Genomic DNA, 15,820 nt, shown 5'->3' with positions numbered 1-15,820 from the left:
CAAGCCCTAGACATTAAACCCGACTTCCACGAAGCGCTCACCAACAAAGGAGGTGCGCTAATTAACTTAGGACGCTACGAAGAGGCGCTCGTCGCCTATGATCAAGCCCTAGTCATTAAACCCGACTTCTGTCTAGCCCTCTTAGTCAAGGGGCTTGCGCTAGATGAACTAGGGTACTATGAAGAAGCGATTGCTGCCTACGACCTCGCCCTTGACATTAAACCCGACTACCAAGCAGCGCTCAACAACAAAGGGATTGCGCTAGGTAATTTAGGACGCTATGAGGAAGCGATTGCTGTCTATGACCAAGCAATCAATATTCAACCCACTGTCCCCAACCCTTATCACGGTAAAGCTTGCTGTTACGGACTTCAGGGCGATGTAGAGCAAGCGCTGATCTGGCTCCAGAAAGCGATTGGCTTAGCGCCTGAGAAGTATCGCGAGATGGCAAAAACCGATCGCGACTTTGATGCTGTTCGGGACGATCCACGGTTTCAGGCAATGCTGACAGACTAGATGATCCCCAACGCGTTGAAAACGTCGGGGATCGACAGGATCGCCCCAAGAGATGCCTAAGCCATCACCTTAATTTGATCATTCTCCACCATCACCGTCAGAGGACGCAGTGCTTCCGTGGCAGGGCCCTGTTGAATGCTGCCATCCAGGGCAAAGCGAGACTGATGGCAAGGGCAAAGAAACTCACTACTATCCGCCTGCCATTCCACCGTACAGTCTCGGTGATTACAGTTCGCCGTCAGCGCCAGCACCGCCGTCGCATCAGCCGGATCCCGCACCACAATCACCTTCTGAGGGCTTTCAATCAACAAACTGCCCTTGCTATCCAAATCACTCAAACTACCCACATCAATCGACTGGGGTTCATCCGTCGCATCAGCCGTATCATTCGAGCCAGAAGGGCTACAGGCAGCGATCGCAATTGGCAAGAAGGTAGCCAAACCGCCCACGCCAGCCCAGGATAAAAAGTCGCGTCGATTCATATAATTTTCATCCAGAAGGAATCTAAGCCCTACCTTAGCGCAGGCACCTAGGGAGTTGCCTAGAGTAGTTGTTCAACCGTCGTCCCCAAACCAGCTATCATAGCGGTTGTGATAGCGGCTAAAGAGTAGCGTCTGAAACTATGGGCAGACAACGTTCCCTTCTGGGGATAATTTTAATACTGGCGATCGCAGCAGCCGTGGTAATTGTACAATTCCCGGTGCGGCTGGGGTTAGACCTGCAAGGCGGTTCGCAGTTGACCCTGCGATTGCAAACAACCGATGAAGTACCGGAAATTACGCCTGAGAAGCTGGAGGCGGTGCGCGATGTCGTCAGCCGCCGGGTGAATGAACTCGGGGTGTCGGAATCGGTGGTGCAAACTGCCGGTGAGGGGCAGCTCTTGGTGCAGTTGCCGGGGGTGAGCGATCCGGAAGAAGCAGAACGAGTCTTGCAGGGCACGGCCCAGCTCGATTTCCGTGGACAACAGCCCAATACCACCGCCCAAACCCTCAGTCGGTTTTTGCTGGAGCGGGAGCAGTTGCAAACGGAGCTAGACCTGCTGCAGGTGGATGCGGCAGCCAATGCGGAAGCCATTGAGGATGCCAGAACAGCCCTCGACAATAATCAAGAAGCGATCGCCACCCTGTTTGAACGAACGGGTCTAACGGGCGATCGCTTGCAGGATGCCTACGCGGCTCCCATTGCCGGCGACTCCTGGGAAGTGGTGCTGGTGTTCAACACCGAAGGCGGCAACCAGTTTGCTGAGCTTACTGCTGGCGTTGCTGGAACAGGCCGCACCCTAGGCATTTTCCTCGATGATGAATTGATCAGCGCGCCCCAAGTGAATGCCCGCTATGCCGAAGGCGGCATCACCGGCGGGCGGGCCAGCATTTCCGGCGGCTTCAACGCCCAGCGGGCCAGTGAACTAGCCGTGCAACTGCGGGGTGGAGCCTTGCCCGTACCCGTAGAAGTGGTGGAAAACCGCACCGTCGGCGCAACCCTAGGACGGGATAGCATCCAGCGCAGTATCTACGCTGGCATCGGCGGCCTGCTGTTTGTACTGGTCTTCATGGTGGCCTACTACCGCTTGCCGGGAGCCATTGCCGACATTGCCCTCGTGGTCTATTCGCTGCTCACCTTTGCCATCTTTAGCATCCTGGGGGTCACCATCACCCTACCGGGGATTGCTGGCTTCATCCTCAGCATTGGCATGGCAGTAGACGCCAACGTCCTGATTTTTGAACGCACCCGCGAAGAATTGCGATCGGGTAAAACCCTCTATCGCTCCGTGGAATCGGGCTTTTATCGCGCCTTTTCCAGCATCCTCGACAGCAACGTGACCACCCTGATTGCCTGTGGAGCCCTGTTTTGGCTAGGTACAGGCTTTGTGAAAGGGTTTGCCTTCACCCTCGGCATTGGGGTGCTGGTGAGTATGTTTACAGCCCTCACCTGTAGCCGTACCCTACTCCTAGTAGCTCTGAGCCTGCCGCAATTCCGCAAGCCAGAGCTGTTTTGCCCTAACCTTAGCCCCTCCACTCAACCTCAGACCAAGACGACCCCATGAAACTCAACGTCATTCGACAGCGATCGCTCTGGTGGAGCCTTTCGTTGATCCTGATTCTCAGCGGCCTGATTGCCATGCTCATCTCCTGGCAAAACATCGGCGCTCCGCTCCGTCCCAGCATCGACTTTGTCGGCGGCACCCGGCTACAGCTTCAGCGAGACTGCACAACCGCAGATTGCGATCGCCCCATCGATTTGGAAGTTGTGCGCAACGTCTTGTCTGAGAAAAATCTCCTGGGCAGTAGTCTACAGTTGGTGGGCGATGAAGGACAGGCGGTATCGATCCGTACCTCTGTCCTTGATGTCGATGCCCGCACCGAGCTGCAGGCCTCATTAGAAGAAGCGATCGGCCCCCTCGATGCCGAAGGCACCCAGATTGACACCGTGGGGCCGGTGATCGGTCAACAGATTTTTTCATCGGGGCTGCTGGCGCTGCTCGTCGCCTTTGCTGGCATCACCGTCTACCTGAGCATTCGCTTTAAGCCAGACTACGCTACCTTCGCCCTCATTGCCCTGCTCCATGATGTTCTGGTCACCCTAGGCATTTTCGCCATCCTAGGGCTGGTGCTGGGGGTAGAGGTCGATAGCCTGTTTATTGTGGCGCTGCTGACCATTGTGGGCTTCTCCGTCAACGATACGGTGGTGATCTACGATCGCATTCGGGAAACCAGCACCTACCACAGCGATCGCTCCATCGACGACATCGTAGACGACGCGGTGAACCAAACCCTAGCGCGATCGATCAACACCACCTTAACCACCGTGCTCACCCTCGTCGCCATCTTCCTGTTTGGCGGTGAGACCCTAAAATACTTCGCCCTAGCCTTGATTATTGGCTTCCTGACCGGTGCCTATTCCAGCATCTTTATCGCCAGCACCTTGCTAGCATGGTGGAGAGAGCGATCGGAACAGCCCTTGACCAGTCAGCCCAGCACCTACGTCGATGCTACGGTGGCTGATGTCCCTCAGGATCAGCTACCCGCTCAAGCCGTTGATCAACCCATTGATCAACCCGCTACCGATGCATCGAAGGCAGCCCCACCCGAGATCATCGACGCTGAGTTCGAAAATCCTGGTTAACAGCCGGTGAATCCCTTCATTAGCCCCTCGTATCGCCACGGAAACACCGCTCTCTCAGGGGCGATCGCCTGTACTAGCAGGATATTAGGCGGAAATGCTATGGTTTGCCTGGCTGATCGTCTGCCATCGTGCATCCACCTGCCATCGATGCCAGCATTCACAGTTGTACGATCCTATGGTTCACCCCGAACATCAATCCCACTCATTGGCTGATGAGATGGACAGCATAGAGAATGAAGATCCTACCTTCTTACAGCAGGTTGAGCGCCTACACCATCTAACGGTCTATAGCCGTTGGGCGGCAGTGTTAGGGCTATGGATGAGTGTGGGCCTACTCAGCCTGTGGCATGTGCGCCACGAACTAGAGCTATGGGCAGATTACTTTACCTGGGCAGCCCTGCGCTATGCGATCATTTTTAACCGCTTGCCGGCCATTGGTATAGCGACCTGCATTGGTATGACGGTCTCCGTCCTCGTCTGGCAAAGCCGCAATATCCTGTGGGGCTTGCCCAAGCTCGATCGCGATCGCCTCAAGCTGCAAGTCTGGAAAATTCGCCAGCAGGGCCCCAAACATCCCCTCTGGGCATGGATTAATCGATCGGGATAGGCACCCTCGGATCAAGCCTTAGCTATGAATCCGGGGTTCGGGGTGCAGGGTGGCCAAAAGGTCGGCTTCGATCGCCCCCAGTTCCAGTAAACGAGCCTTCACCTGCTCACGGCTAAAGCTAGTGGTCGCCAACGTCCAATAGACGCCGTAGTGGCGCGCCTCGGAGGCCATGAGACCGCGATAGAAAGCGGCCAGCTCCGGCTCTGGGCAATGGGCAGCGAGGAGACCTAAGCGTTCGTGGCTGCGGGCTTCAATCAACCCTGCAACCAACAGCGAATCCAGCAAGCGTTCAGGTTCTTGGCGACGAACGTGGGCCGTGAGTCCGGCACCGTAGGGAGGTGCAGCCAAGGGTGCCAGGGCCATACCCCGCCGTTCTAGCCACTGATTAACCTGATCAAAATGCTCCAGCTCTTCCCGAGCGATCGCTGTCAGGGTGCGCACCAGTTGGGTATGGGACGGATAGCGAAACATCAGGTTGAGGGCAACGCTAGCCGCCTTGCGTTCGCAGTGGGAATGATCCAGCAGCACCACATCGAGGTGAGCGATCGCTTGCTCAACCCAGGCTATGGAGGTGGCAGACTGCAAAAATTTAATTGGTGTTGGGGTGGTCGCGGTCACGGGTGCAGTTACAGGTACAGGTCGATCACAGATCAGTTGGTCAAAAACTAGGCTCTGTTTTAAAACCTGCTAAACCCCTTGATCTTTCGTACAAAAGAATCAGGGTTTGGGTGAGTTTTAAAACACGCCCTAGCTTGTCAGGCAACACAAGCGCTCAACGTCGCCCAATGCTCAAATCTTTAGGAGAAGAGGGTTGAGCGAAGTCGAAACCCGGCTCCTCAGCTTCATTAAATTGAGTCTATCTGACTTATTAAGGTAGACCGATTAAGGTAGACAGAGGGGATCGTCGGGGTGTTCCAACACATCTGCGATTGGTGGCGCAACACCTCGGTATCCCCCAAGCTCCCCTAATCTAGGAAGCATCAACCTCTTAAATGAGTTTGACGGCCTTGAGGGTGAGATATAGACCAAAGGCCAAGGCCAAGGCCCCCCCATAGATCAACACGTAGGCGATCGCTCCAGACATAGTGATTCCTCCATCACGCTAACAACTGCGGATCAGTCCGACTGCATCTATTGAACCATTTTGTGAAGTAGAATACAGCCCACAGACCTTGAAAACTTTGCAGCACAACCCCTCCTCCACCATGACAGCAACCTCTTTTGTGACCGTCGATCTGCCCCAACAGTCCTATCAAGTGGCGATCGCTCCCCAAGGGTTAGATCATCTCGGCCCTTGGCTTCAAGATCCAGAGATTGTGGCCAAGTCGCCAGGGAAACGTATCCTGCTGGTATCAAACCCGGCGATCTTTAAGCACTATGGCGATCGCGTCGTGGCATCCCTAGAAACGGCGGGTTTTCAGGTTGCCGTCTGCCTCCTGCCACCGGGGGAACGCTACAAAACCCTAAACTCCATCCAAAAGATCTACGATGCCGCCCTCGCCCATCACCTAGAGCGATCGTCCTGCATCGTGGCCCTTGGCGGCGGCGTGATTGGCGATATGGCAGGCTTTGCGGCGGCCACCTGGCTGCGGGGTATCGCCGTGGTGCAGGTGCCGACCTCGCTGTTGGCCATGGTCGATGCCTCCATGGGCGGCAAAACCGGGGTGAACCATCCCCAGGGCAAAAATTTGATTGGTGCGTTCCATCAACCGCGCCTGGTCTTGATCGATCCCCAAGTCCTGCGCACATTGCCAGCGCGGGAGTTTCGGGCCGGCATGGCAGAGGTGATTAAGTACGGCATTATCTGGGATGCCGACTTGTTTGAGCAGCTTGAGGCCGCCAAGCGCCTGGATCAAGTTCGTTATCTACCCGAGGAACTGCTGCATACCATTCTCACCCGCTCCTGCCAGGCCAAGGCCCATGTGGTCAGCAAGGATGAAAAAGAGGCGGGGCTGCGAGCGATTTTGAACTACGGGCACACCATTGGTCACGCCGTAGAAAGTCTGACGGGCTATAAGCTGGTCAACCACGGTGAGGCCGTGGGTATCGGCATGGTTGCCGCTGGCCATATTGCCGTGCAGCTCGGGATGTGGACTGCCGCCGAGAGCGATCGCCAAACCGCCTTGATCCAAAAAACCGGCCTGCCCACCCAACTGCCAGCCGGGATGGATTTGGACGCGATCGTCGCTGCCCTCAGTCACGATAAAAAGGTGCTCGATGGCCAAGTGCGGTTTATCTTGCCCCAGAGCATCGGCACGGCGATCGTCACCGACCAGGTACCCGCCACCGTGGTGCAGGAAGCCCTAACCGCGATCGCTTGCCAGTAGCCAAGGGGCCACTCTCACGGCACAATGAGTCATAGGACGTATGGATTACGGGAGAACTGTCATGGCGATGACCATCAACGTGCCGTCTATTATGTGCGATGCCTGTGTCAAAACCGTCACCAAGGCGATCGCCAAGCTGGACGCATCAGCCCAAGTAGATGCTGATTTAGACAACAAAAATGTGACCGTGATCACAACCTCCAGCGAAGCGGATGTGCGCCAAGCCATCACCTCGGCCGGCCATACCGTCGAGTAACGCCTACGGCATTGCTGGATAGCAGGATGAATTGCCCCCATCCCCAACCCTTCTCCCTAGGGAGAAGGGGGCTAAAACTCTTGTCCTCTCTCCTGTTGGCAGAGGGCTAGGGTGAGGGTAGATGGTGCGATTCATACCTAGATTCAGTAACGCTACGCCTACTGTTCACCATCTGCTAGAGAACCGCATGGGGATTATTTGGGAAATCGATTTTTACTCGCGCCCAGTGCTAGATGAGCGCAATAAGAAACAGTGGGAGGTGCTGATTTGCGAAAGTCCGCTACGCATTGACCAACCGCCGGATGACCTGTTTCGCTATAGCCAATTTTGTGCCAACACGGAAGTGAATTCGGTATGGCTGCGGCAGGCCTTGGAGGAAGCGATCGCCCAGGCCGCCGCTCCCCCCGACCGCATTCGCTTTTTCCGCCGCCAGATGACCAATATGATCACCAAAGCCTGTGAGGATGCTGGCATTCCGGCCTATCCCAGCCGGCGCACGGTGGCGCTCAATCAATGGCTACAGGCTCGTATGGATCAGGTCTATCCCGCCATGCCCAACTACAAGCCTAGCGCCAATCCATCGGTGAACCTAGGCGACAGTGTGCCCCAGCGCCTGCCCGATGCCTTGGTCGGCCAGCAATGGACCTTGGTCACCCTAGAAGCCAGCGCCTTTGCCGACTTTCCAGACTGGGCCGTGGATTTTGGCGAAGTTTTCTCTTTTCCATTGCTAAATCTACCCCCTGATACCCGCATTCCCGGCGTGCTGATCTTTTCACCTCGGGCCTTGCCCCTAGCCGCCTGGATGTCAGGCTTAGAACTCGCCTTCGTCAAAGCCCTGCCCAGTAAACCGCCGGTGCTGGCCCTAGAAACAGGCGCGAGTGAATCCTGGATCCTGGCCAATCTAACCACCGATACCCTGAACACTGAAGCTCAAAACTTTGAAAATGCCAAGCAAAAGGCCCAGGGCGTTCACTTTTTGGCCACCCAAACCGATGCTGATGCCGATGCCTTCACCGGATTTTGGCTGATGCAAGAACTAAATTTAGCGTAATGGGGCCAAAATCTCGGAAGATAAAGAGGTGACTCCTGTACTCACCCCACGGGACGGCGGATTGTTCTAGGAGACCCCCTCCAGACAGGTTCATCAACCCTCCGCCAGACCCAGCCCTTTGCAAGGGCTCTCGGGTGAACAACCATGGGTGACCATCATACTGTCCGATTCTGAAGCGAACGTTCTATGACCTTTGATGATGCACAGCGACAGGCAATGGCCGAGCAGCTTTTGAAACAGGCCGCCCAGGCTGGAGCCGACGCAGCGGAGGTATTTCAATCGCAGTCGCTGGCATGTCCGGTGTTTTTTGAAGCCAATCGCCTGAAGCAGTTGGAAAGCTCCCAGTCGGAAGGAACCGCCCTGCGCCTATGGAAAGAAGGGCGACCGGGGCTAGCCGTCGCCTATGGTGCTGTGGATCCTCAGGCATTAGTAGAACGGGCGATCGCGATCAGTCAACTCAATGAACCCGAAACCATCGAACTAGCTTCCCAGTCGCGGATTCGCTACCCAGACTTAGGCCAATCGGTCTCCGTAGAGCAATTAGTAGACTGGGGCAAAGAAGCGATCGCCCTCGTGCGTGACCATTCCCCCGAAACCCTCTGCTCAGCAGAATGGGACTGCGAAACCGAACTCACCCATCTGACCAATTCCGAAGGGCTAGACTGCGGCTACCTAGACACCACCCTAAGCTGTTACCTGTCCGCCGAATGGGTGCGGGGAGATGACTTCCTCAACGTGGCCGACGGGCAAACCCTCCGCGATCGCCTCAACCCCGTCGAGCTAGCCCAGCAAATTATTCAACGCCTCGACTGGGCCAACGACAATGCCGCCCTAGCCTCCGGACGCTTCCCCATCCTCTTCACCTCCAAAGCCGCCGATATGCTCTGGGGCACCCTGCAAGCGGCCATGAACGGTAAGCGCGTCATTGAACGAGCATCACCCTGGAGCGATCGCCTCGGAGAACCCGTCGTAGACCCGATCCTCACCCTATCCCAACAGCCCGATCGCGGCCCCTTTAGCTGCCCCTTTGATGACGAAGGATCACCCACCCACCCCATTACCTTCATCAAAGACGGCGTATTGCAGTTGTTTTACACCGACCGCACCATAGGACGATCGCTGAGTAGCGGCACTACGGGCAACGGCTTCCGTCCAGGGCTAGGCAGCTATCCCACCCCAGGTCTGTTCAACATCGTCATCGAGCCAGGCTTCCAGTCCTTGGATGAGATGATCGGCAACCTAGAGCATGGGCTGATTGTGGATCAGATCCTAGGCGGCGGCGCTGGCATTTCGGGTGATTTTTCCATCAATGTCGATCTAGGCTACGCCGTGCGCCAAGGGGAAATCATAGGTCGCGTGAAAGACACCATGGTGGCGGGCAATGTCTACACGGCCCTGAAGCAGGTCGTCGCCTTGGGCAGTGATGCCGCCTGGAATGGGTCGTGCTATACCCCGTCGATTGTGGTCGATGGCTTGTCGATTACTGGACGCAGCTCTTAGTCTTGGAGCAGCGAACCCAAAATCATTCCCAGGGCGTACAATCATGGACATTCCTGTTGCGTATTTTTGTACGTTCAGAAAGGAACTATTGAAATGCCTGTTAATTTTGATACGATAATCAGCACCTCAAGTACTGAAGAAGACTTTTTACACCTGTTTCAACGTATAGTCTCTCAACACGATCAGCTATTTCTTGAAGCACACCGCACAATTTTAACAGCTTGCTATAGAAATCCAGGACTTTCCCCGCCGCTAAAAGCCAAGACACCGGAATTGCTGGCTACAGCGTGGTTAAAGAGGTATAACGATAGCTATGAACATCGGATTTCAAGACGAATTTCACAACCACCGGGTACCGTTGCCGACCCAATTGTCAGTGTCATCATCCATGCTCGATTCACAGAACTAACAGCAGCGCATCTTGAACAAATAAAATACGCCCATAGGCTATCGATGTCTGCCGAAAATATTCAAGGACTGCTACTAGAAGAGTTTTTGGCTGAACAGCTTGCCGATTATGGTTGGTATTGCTGCTGGGGAGAATCGATACGGCACGTAGATTTTTGCAACATTGATGGTTCTCTTTTACAAGTCAAGAACCGTAGTAATTCGGAAAACAGTTCATCGTCCAGAGTCAGAATTAACCAGCCTATTGAAAAATGGTACAGAGTTGATGCCAGAACAGGTTCCTATCGATGGTCTTATTTTAACGACAAATACAACACAGATCGCTTTTCAGAAGAAAATTTTGTCGCTTTCGTTCAGCAGGTTCTACACAGCAACCCCGATGCTTTAGCTGTCGAGACCAACAATCCTTGGCAATGTTGAACAGATTCGTCAAGCCAAGTTAAACGAGAGTTGTTTTCCTGACGATTCTTCAAGACAACCCATATCACTCATCCAACTGATATCATCAGTTTTGTGATAGCGGGAATAGGGAAAATCTGGATACGCCATCAGTGGCTCATCTCTTAAATGAGCTAGCAACATTCTAGCGATCGCTCTTCCCAAGGAACAGGGTACGGCATTACCAACTTGTCGATATTGATCGATTAACGTACCTGCAATAAACCAATCATCTGGAAACTCTTGAATACGCTTGTATTCCTCAATGCTGAGAGGTCTGTCTTCTTCTGGATGTGCCAAATCCGTCGCAGGCATAGCTGGATGAGTAACTAGCGTTGGTGCAGGTTTATCCCAGGCTAACCTACGATAAAAGCCAGTTCTTCCTCCTCCTGCATGGTAAGCAGCCCCTAGTGCTTCTTGGTGTAACTCTTCTGGTAAATCTCGCCAGTATTGTCCAGGCTTCAGTAGCCTGTAATAGTTGAGCCGTTTTTCAGGAAATTTGACAAAATGATGTCCACTCTTAGGAAGATCGTCTAACGCCTCTCGTAACGTTTTCCATGCTGGCAGTCCATATAGACCTTTGTCTGAATGAGTTGGGGTGAGATAGGGAAGTTTTTTTCCATCACGACTACAGGCAATGACAACCCGTTCTCGTTGTTGTGGCGACCCAAAATTGGCAGCATTGTATAAGTTAAAAGAAATACTATATCCTGCCCTTCTTAGCTTTTGTATAACGAACAGCAATGCACCGCCTCGCTGTTCATCTTGAGACAAGGATGGGAAATCCTTTCCTCTCATATCATGAGGTCTATGTTTTAACGGAGCAGACAATAATCCCCGAACGTTTTCAATGACTGCAAATCTGGGCTTCAGTTCAGTAATTAAATCAATGAATGTTAAAAAAACATTGCCGCGTTCATCGTTGAATCCTTTTCGCTTTCCGGCGCTGCTAAAGGCTTGACATGGTGGTCCACCAACGATGATATCAATGTCATCCGTCGAACTTAATCCTGCTTTTTCTCGAATTTCTGCTGCTGAGTAATCCCGAATATCTCCAATCAGCGCCATCTCTGGTCGGTTGATCTCAATGGTTTTTCGGGCAGCGGCATCAATTTCACAAGCAAGTAGCACCTTAATGCCTTCCTTTTCTAGCCCCAAGTCTAACCCCATACAGCCAGAAAAAAAACTCAGGGCTTTGAGATCAGGTTTTATAAATGAGCGCCGCCCATGATCAGGAACACCTGAACTTGCGCTTTCTCCTTTGATGCGGTAACCCTGAACAGACTCTGACGCTACAATCCACCGACTGCTAATCCTCTCCCCGCTAATTTCGCCATGCCGGAGCAACTGACGAACATATTGCTCTGAGCAGTTTAGGATATCAGCAGTTTCTTTGACAGAGAGGTATGGGTGAGTCATGCTTTCGGAGACGAAACTAAAACCAAGTACCCATGTTACTACTAAGGTAATGCACCTACAAGCATTATGAACAAATGTTCTTGTATTCAGCTCAGGTCAAAACCTATCTGAATCTATCTCAATTCTAGAAGAGAAAACCGGGCATCCACCTCAGTGGTACAGAACACCCCATACTAGCTCAGCCGTGAGTGAGTGATAGACTTGAGCTAGACCACTAGGGGAGCGATCGCATATGGTGAATCTAGCCCAGTTAGAGCAATTGCAGCAAGGCGTGGCGTCTTGGAATCAATGGCGCGATCGCCATCCAGAGGTATCGGTTGATCTGAGTGAAGCGGATCTGAGTGGTTTAGATCTACAGCAGATTAATCTACGGTCTGTGGATTTAACGAAGGCTAACCTTAGCCATGCCAATCTCAGCCATGCCGACCTTTCTGGCGCAGTGCTGCGCCAGGTGGATATATCCCATGCCGATCTTAGCCACGCTCAAGTGCTAGATACACCGCTGACCTGGGCAGATTCACGGGGTACATGTTTTACTCAGATGCGCTTTACCCGACTACCCAAACTGTCGCTGCATCTAGAAACTAGCTTGATGGCTCGGGGAGCGATCGCCCTTGATCCCGTTGAGTCTTAACACCATGTCCTACAGAACCTCTAGAGATCAGCAAAGCGATCGCTGGCATCAAGGAGAGCAGTGCGAATACCCGGTTCAGTCATAGAGTGGCCAGCATCGGGAATGACGATGAACTCAGCTTCGGGCCAGGCTTGGTGGAGCTCCCAGGCAGACATCATCGGACAGACGACGTCATACCGCCCCTGAACAATCACCGCCGGAATCGATCGGATTCGATCAATGTGCTGCAGAAGATTATCATCGGATTCGAAAAAGCCACCGTTGACAAAGTAGTGACATTCAATGCGGGCAAAGGCAGCGGCAAAGTGAGGATCGCCAAACTGAGCCATGAGATTCTTATCTTGAATCAGCTTACTGGTGCTAGCTTCCCAGATAGACCAGGCCCGAGCTGCTTCTAGGCGCACTGCTTCATCGTCACTGGTCAGCCGTTGGTAGTAGGCGGTTAATAAATCATGGCGATCGCTCTCAGGAATCGGTGCGAGATAGGCTTGCCAAGCATCTGGAAACAGAAAGCTAGCCCCTTCTTGGTAAAACCAGCGAATTTCCTTTTGGCGCAGCATGAAAATACCCCGCAAAATCAAACCAGCGCAGCGATCGGGGTGAGCTTGGCTATAGGTCAGAGCCAGGGTGCTGCCCCAACTGCCGCCGAAGACCGTCCATTGTTCAATCCCAAGATGGTGCCGCAACGCTTCGATATCGTTGACCAAATCCCAGGTGGTATTGTCTCGCAGTTCAGCATGGGGCGTGCTGCGTCCACATCCTCGCTGTTCAAACAAGACGACACGCCAACGCTGGGGATCGAAGTATTGGCGATAGCTGGGATGAATGCCGCCGCCTGGCCCACCGTGGAGGAAGACGACGGGTTTTCCCTCAGGATTGCCACATTCTTCAATGTAGATGGTATGCAGATCTGAAACGGGTAAGGTATAGGTGCGATAGGGCTGGATAGGGGGATAAAGGTCACGCATAGATCACCGTGAAGTTAGATAGATCAACACATCAAAGGCGCGGACGTCGGTCAAACAGTCCTAGCAATGGGCCAAGCACGGCACCAAAAACAAAGCCGCCTGCATGGGCCCAGTAGGCAATGCCGCCGCTTTCCATGCCGACATTCGTGGTCACCTCTAGGCTGGCCACACCATAAAAGGCTTGCTGGATAAACCAAATTCCCAAAAAGATAAAAGCAGGAATTCGCACGGTAGTGATAAAAATTCCTAGGGGAATCAACGTAAGAATTCTCACCTTAGGGTACCGAATAATGTAGGCACCCATGACCCCAGCGATCGCTCCACTTGCCCCTAGGGATGGAATGTCCGACAGGGGCGCAAAGTACCACTGGGCTAGCGAGGCCAAGACGCCACAGGCTAGGTAAAAGACCAAGAACCGCACGCGTCCAAGCTGTTCTTCTAAATTGTTGCCAAAAATCCACAGATACAGCATGTTGCCGCCTACGTGGGCCAGGCCGGCGTGCATAAATTGGGATGTAATTAACGTAAACCATTCAGCAGCTTTTGCTCCAGCAAAACCGCTGGGATAGTGAAAGCTGCGGGTTAACTCAGCAGGCACAACGGCCCAGGTTCTAAAGAAGGTGTCGAGGGCTTGGGGGGAGAGAGTAATCTCGTACAAAAATACGAGGATATTGATAGCAACAATTGCATAGGTAAGATAGGGAGTAATGCGAACGGGGTTGTCGTCTTTTAGGGGTACCACGGGGTTGCCTTAGGTAGGGAACAAAAATGGGACTACCCCCAGCCTGTCATTGAATGGTTCATGGGGGCGATCGCTTCTTGGATTCTCCCAAATCTTGGAGCGCCTATCCATAACTCTTTGGGCTGAACCTTGGGCATTGACGATCGCTGACCTAGGGAGTTTCCTAGGGCGATGCGACCACAGGCAGCCACAGTTGGGAGACGTGGGTGGCGGCGCTGTGGATGGCTAGGGTGATGATCTGAGCCTGCATGAGTTGGGCATCGTGGGGGCGATCGCCCGTGCCAGGGTTAACCGCATAGGCTGGAAAGCAGGCCGCACTGAGGCTGAGCCGTAGGGCATGACCAGCGGGGATGCAGATGCAGGTGGGCTGGAGCGTCACCTCAACAGCATGGCGCTGCCCCGGCGGGATATCGTCCGTGCGCTGATAGCCTTGGCTCATAGACATCACCCGTCCAGCGGCATCAACCTGGGACACCACGGCGCAGAGGTCAAAGCTGGGAGCATCGGCGGTGCAATAGATCACAGCCCGCAGGGCTCCAGCCAGATGGAGGTCATGGGAGAGCGGCGCAGTGGTGTAGGTGGCCACATCCGTGCGGCAGTCCACGGCCGTGCGATCGCCCGACCCAGCCGGAAACGCCGCGTGGCCGCCCACCGTCGGCACTGGCCGCCATGGATCATGAACGAGCTGGTCTGGGGTCGCAGTTTCACCCACGGCATCCTGAACCACCATACCCTGCACAAGCTGCCCATCCTGAGGATCAATCGTGGCTAGACCATGGCTGACTAAGGTATAGGGAACGGCCGTGCTAGGAACCTGGGAAAGCGATCGCCATTGATTGCTGCCCATTTCAAACCACTGCACCGGTGGCTCATCTAGTAAACCAGTAGATTCTCCCTTGAGAAATTGGTCAAACCAGCGAAGCTGCACCCGGTCAATAGGGCTAGCAGCCTCAGGGCCGTAGTTCACCGATCCAACCTGCTGTCCCCAGGGCAAATGACCCCAGGGGCCCACCCAGAGATGCTGAGTGTGAATACTACCCGCCGCCATCAGATGGTAGAACCGCAGGCTGCCCCGCAAATAGCTATCATGCCAGCCGCCAATATGCAGCATGGGCAAGTCCATCACGCTGGGAAAGCCCTGGGGAGACAGCGATCGCCAATAGTCATCCGGCGTCCCATGGTGCAGCCAATCGTGGTAGTGGGAGTCGGGGCCCCATTGGCGCAAGAGATCCGACTGCCCGTTCACCGGATCGGTCAAGGGCAGCGCGTGGCCAGCTTGATAGAGCGATCGATAGGCCTCTGCCTGTCCAGTTCGCCGCGCTGTTTCTGCCGCCAGTTGGATCGCCCAACCCAGATTACCCTGAAGGCAAAAAGCACCGCCCTCATAGGCCCAGTCGGCGTAAAGATCATAGCCAATCATACTGGGGCAGAGGGTAACCAAGGCTGGCGGTTGAGCCATGGCCGCATAGAGCTGGGTCATGCCTTGATAGGAAAAGCCATACATGCCCACCTGTCCTGTACTGCCGGGTAAGCTCGCAGCCCAGGCAACCGTATCGAACCCATCGTCGATTTCCTGGGCAAAGAGACGAAACTCTCCCTCCGAACTGCCTCGCCCCCGCACATCTTGGATGACCACAATGTAGCCATGGGCGGCGTACCAAGCTGGATGAGCGTAGACCACCGTGGAAGCGATCGCCCGTCCATAGGGCTGCCGCATTAGTAAAACGGGATAGTCACCCTCCAGAGCAGGATAGTAGACATCCGCATCCAGACGCACCCCGTCGCGGGTGTGCATCGACAGGGTTTGTTTCGGTTGAACCGGCCACATGTG

17 protein-coding genes are annotated in these 15,820 nt (G+C 54.2%); 10 read left to right on the top strand and 7 right to left on the bottom strand.

All coding sequences use genetic code 11. The annotated features are described in order from the left end of the window. On the top strand, positions 1-516 hold a 516-nt coding region (locus JUJ53_RS11605; protein ID WP_204152170.1), incomplete at its 5' end, for a tetratricopeptide repeat protein. Between the two features lie 56 nt (positions 517-572). Here JUJ53_RS11605 and JUJ53_RS11600 read toward each other — a convergent pair. Beyond that, complete coding sequence (locus JUJ53_RS11600; RefSeq protein WP_204152169.1) at positions 573-998, bottom strand: Rieske (2Fe-2S) protein; 426 nt, start codon at positions 996-998, stop codon at positions 573-575. A 140-nt stretch (positions 999-1,138) separates the two neighbouring features. On the opposite strand from JUJ53_RS11600, the gene secD reads away from it, so the two are divergent. The 3 genes from secD to JUJ53_RS11585 all read left to right on the top strand — a co-directional run bounded on the left by secD (position 1,139) and on the right by JUJ53_RS11585 (position 4,246). Then, positions 1,139-2,560: a protein translocase subunit SecD gene (gene secD / locus JUJ53_RS11595; protein WP_204152168.1), complete on the top strand. Its 1,422-nt coding sequence runs from the start codon at positions 1,139-1,141 to the stop codon at positions 2,558-2,560. Next, the gene (gene secF, locus JUJ53_RS11590; RefSeq protein ID WP_204152167.1) at positions 2,557-3,639 is read left to right on the top strand and encodes a protein translocase subunit SecF; all 1,083 of its coding nucleotides are present in this window, start codon (positions 2,557-2,559) and stop codon (positions 3,637-3,639) included. Before secD ends, secF begins: the two co-directional genes overlap by 4 nt. A 175-nt stretch (positions 3,640-3,814) precedes the next feature. Further along, positions 3,815-4,246 (top strand): hypothetical protein, encoded by a 432-nt coding sequence (locus JUJ53_RS11585; RefSeq protein ID WP_239124986.1) that lies wholly within the window; start codon positions 3,815-3,817, stop codon positions 4,244-4,246. An 18-nt stretch (positions 4,247-4,264) separates the two neighbouring features. Here the strand turns inward: JUJ53_RS11585 and miaE are convergent, their stop codons facing one another. Continuing rightward, positions 4,265-4,864 (bottom strand): tRNA isopentenyl-2-thiomethyl-A-37 hydroxylase MiaE, encoded by a 600-nt coding sequence (gene miaE, locus JUJ53_RS11580; RefSeq protein WP_204152166.1) that lies wholly within the window; start codon positions 4,862-4,864, stop codon positions 4,265-4,267. A gap of 370 nt (positions 4,865-5,234) precedes the next feature. Further along, positions 5,235-5,330 carry a cytochrome b6-f complex subunit PetL gene (locus JUJ53_RS11575; protein ID WP_204152165.1) on the bottom strand — a complete coding sequence of 32 codons (96 nt, stop codon included), beginning with the start codon at positions 5,328-5,330 and terminating at the stop codon, positions 5,235-5,237. A 121-nt stretch (positions 5,331-5,451) separates the two neighbouring features. Between JUJ53_RS11575 and aroB the strand changes: the two genes are divergently transcribed. The 5 genes from aroB to JUJ53_RS11550 all read left to right on the top strand — a co-directional run bounded on the left by aroB (position 5,452) and on the right by JUJ53_RS11550 (position 10,208). Beyond that, positions 5,452-6,573 carry a 3-dehydroquinate synthase gene (aroB, locus tag JUJ53_RS11570; RefSeq protein WP_204152164.1) on the top strand — a complete coding sequence of 374 codons (1,122 nt, stop codon included), beginning with the start codon at positions 5,452-5,454 and terminating at the stop codon, positions 6,571-6,573. Between the two features lie 61 nt (positions 6,574-6,634). Continuing rightward, on the top strand, positions 6,635-6,829 hold the full coding sequence (locus JUJ53_RS11565) for a heavy-metal-associated domain-containing protein (protein ID WP_204152163.1): 195 nt from the start codon (positions 6,635-6,637) through the stop codon (positions 6,827-6,829). Between the two features lie 187 nt (positions 6,830-7,016). Then, positions 7,017-7,880: a Tab2/Atab2 family RNA-binding protein gene (locus JUJ53_RS11560; RefSeq protein ID WP_204152162.1), complete on the top strand. Its 864-nt coding sequence runs from the start codon at positions 7,017-7,019 to the stop codon at positions 7,878-7,880. A 186-nt stretch (positions 7,881-8,066) separates the two neighbouring features. Then, positions 8,067-9,380, top strand: a complete 1,314-nt coding sequence (locus JUJ53_RS11555; protein ID WP_204152161.1) for a TldD/PmbA family protein — start codon at positions 8,067-8,069, stop codon at positions 9,378-9,380. 93 nt (positions 9,381-9,473) lie between these two features. Further along, positions 9,474-10,208: a SinI family restriction endonuclease gene (locus tag JUJ53_RS11550; RefSeq protein ID WP_204152160.1), complete on the top strand. Its 735-nt coding sequence runs from the start codon at positions 9,474-9,476 to the stop codon at positions 10,206-10,208. A gap of 9 nt (positions 10,209-10,217) precedes the next feature. On the opposite strand, the gene JUJ53_RS11545 is transcribed toward JUJ53_RS11550, so the two are convergent. Then, positions 10,218-11,645: a DNA cytosine methyltransferase gene (locus JUJ53_RS11545; protein WP_204152159.1), complete on the bottom strand. Its 1,428-nt coding sequence runs from the start codon at positions 11,643-11,645 to the stop codon at positions 10,218-10,220. A 232-nt stretch (positions 11,646-11,877) separates the two neighbouring features. Here JUJ53_RS11545 and JUJ53_RS11540 point away from each other — a divergent pair, with 232 nt between their 5' ends. After that, the gene (locus JUJ53_RS11540; protein ID WP_204152158.1) at positions 11,878-12,279 is read left to right on the top strand and encodes a pentapeptide repeat-containing protein; all 402 of its coding nucleotides are present in this window, start codon (positions 11,878-11,880) and stop codon (positions 12,277-12,279) included. A 20-nt stretch (positions 12,280-12,299) separates the two neighbouring features. Here JUJ53_RS11540 and pip read toward each other — a convergent pair whose 3' ends face one another. The 3 genes from pip to JUJ53_RS11525 all read right to left on the bottom strand — a co-directional run bounded on the left by pip (position 12,300) and on the right by JUJ53_RS11525 (position 15,817). Next, a complete protein-coding gene (gene pip, locus JUJ53_RS11535) occupies positions 12,300-13,247 on the bottom strand; it encodes a prolyl aminopeptidase (RefSeq protein WP_204152157.1) in 948 nt (315 codons plus the stop codon). A gap of 31 nt (positions 13,248-13,278) precedes the next feature. Next, positions 13,279-13,989 carry a rhomboid family intramembrane serine protease gene (locus JUJ53_RS11530; RefSeq protein ID WP_204152156.1) on the bottom strand — a complete coding sequence of 237 codons (711 nt, stop codon included), beginning with the start codon at positions 13,987-13,989 and terminating at the stop codon, positions 13,279-13,281. A 163-nt stretch (positions 13,990-14,152) separates the two neighbouring features. Then, a complete protein-coding gene (locus tag JUJ53_RS11525) occupies positions 14,153-15,817 on the bottom strand; it encodes a CocE/NonD family hydrolase (RefSeq protein ID WP_204152155.1) in 1,665 nt (554 codons plus the stop codon). Between the last annotated feature and the right edge of the window lie 3 nt (positions 15,818-15,820).

This window comes from Leptolyngbya sp. CCY15150, from assembly GCF_016888135.1.
Classification (GTDB): Bacteria; Cyanobacteriota; Cyanobacteriia; order RECH01; family RECH01; genus RECH01.
Note: the sequence above shows the minus strand (reverse complement) of the source record. Positions and strands in the feature narration are given on the sequence as shown.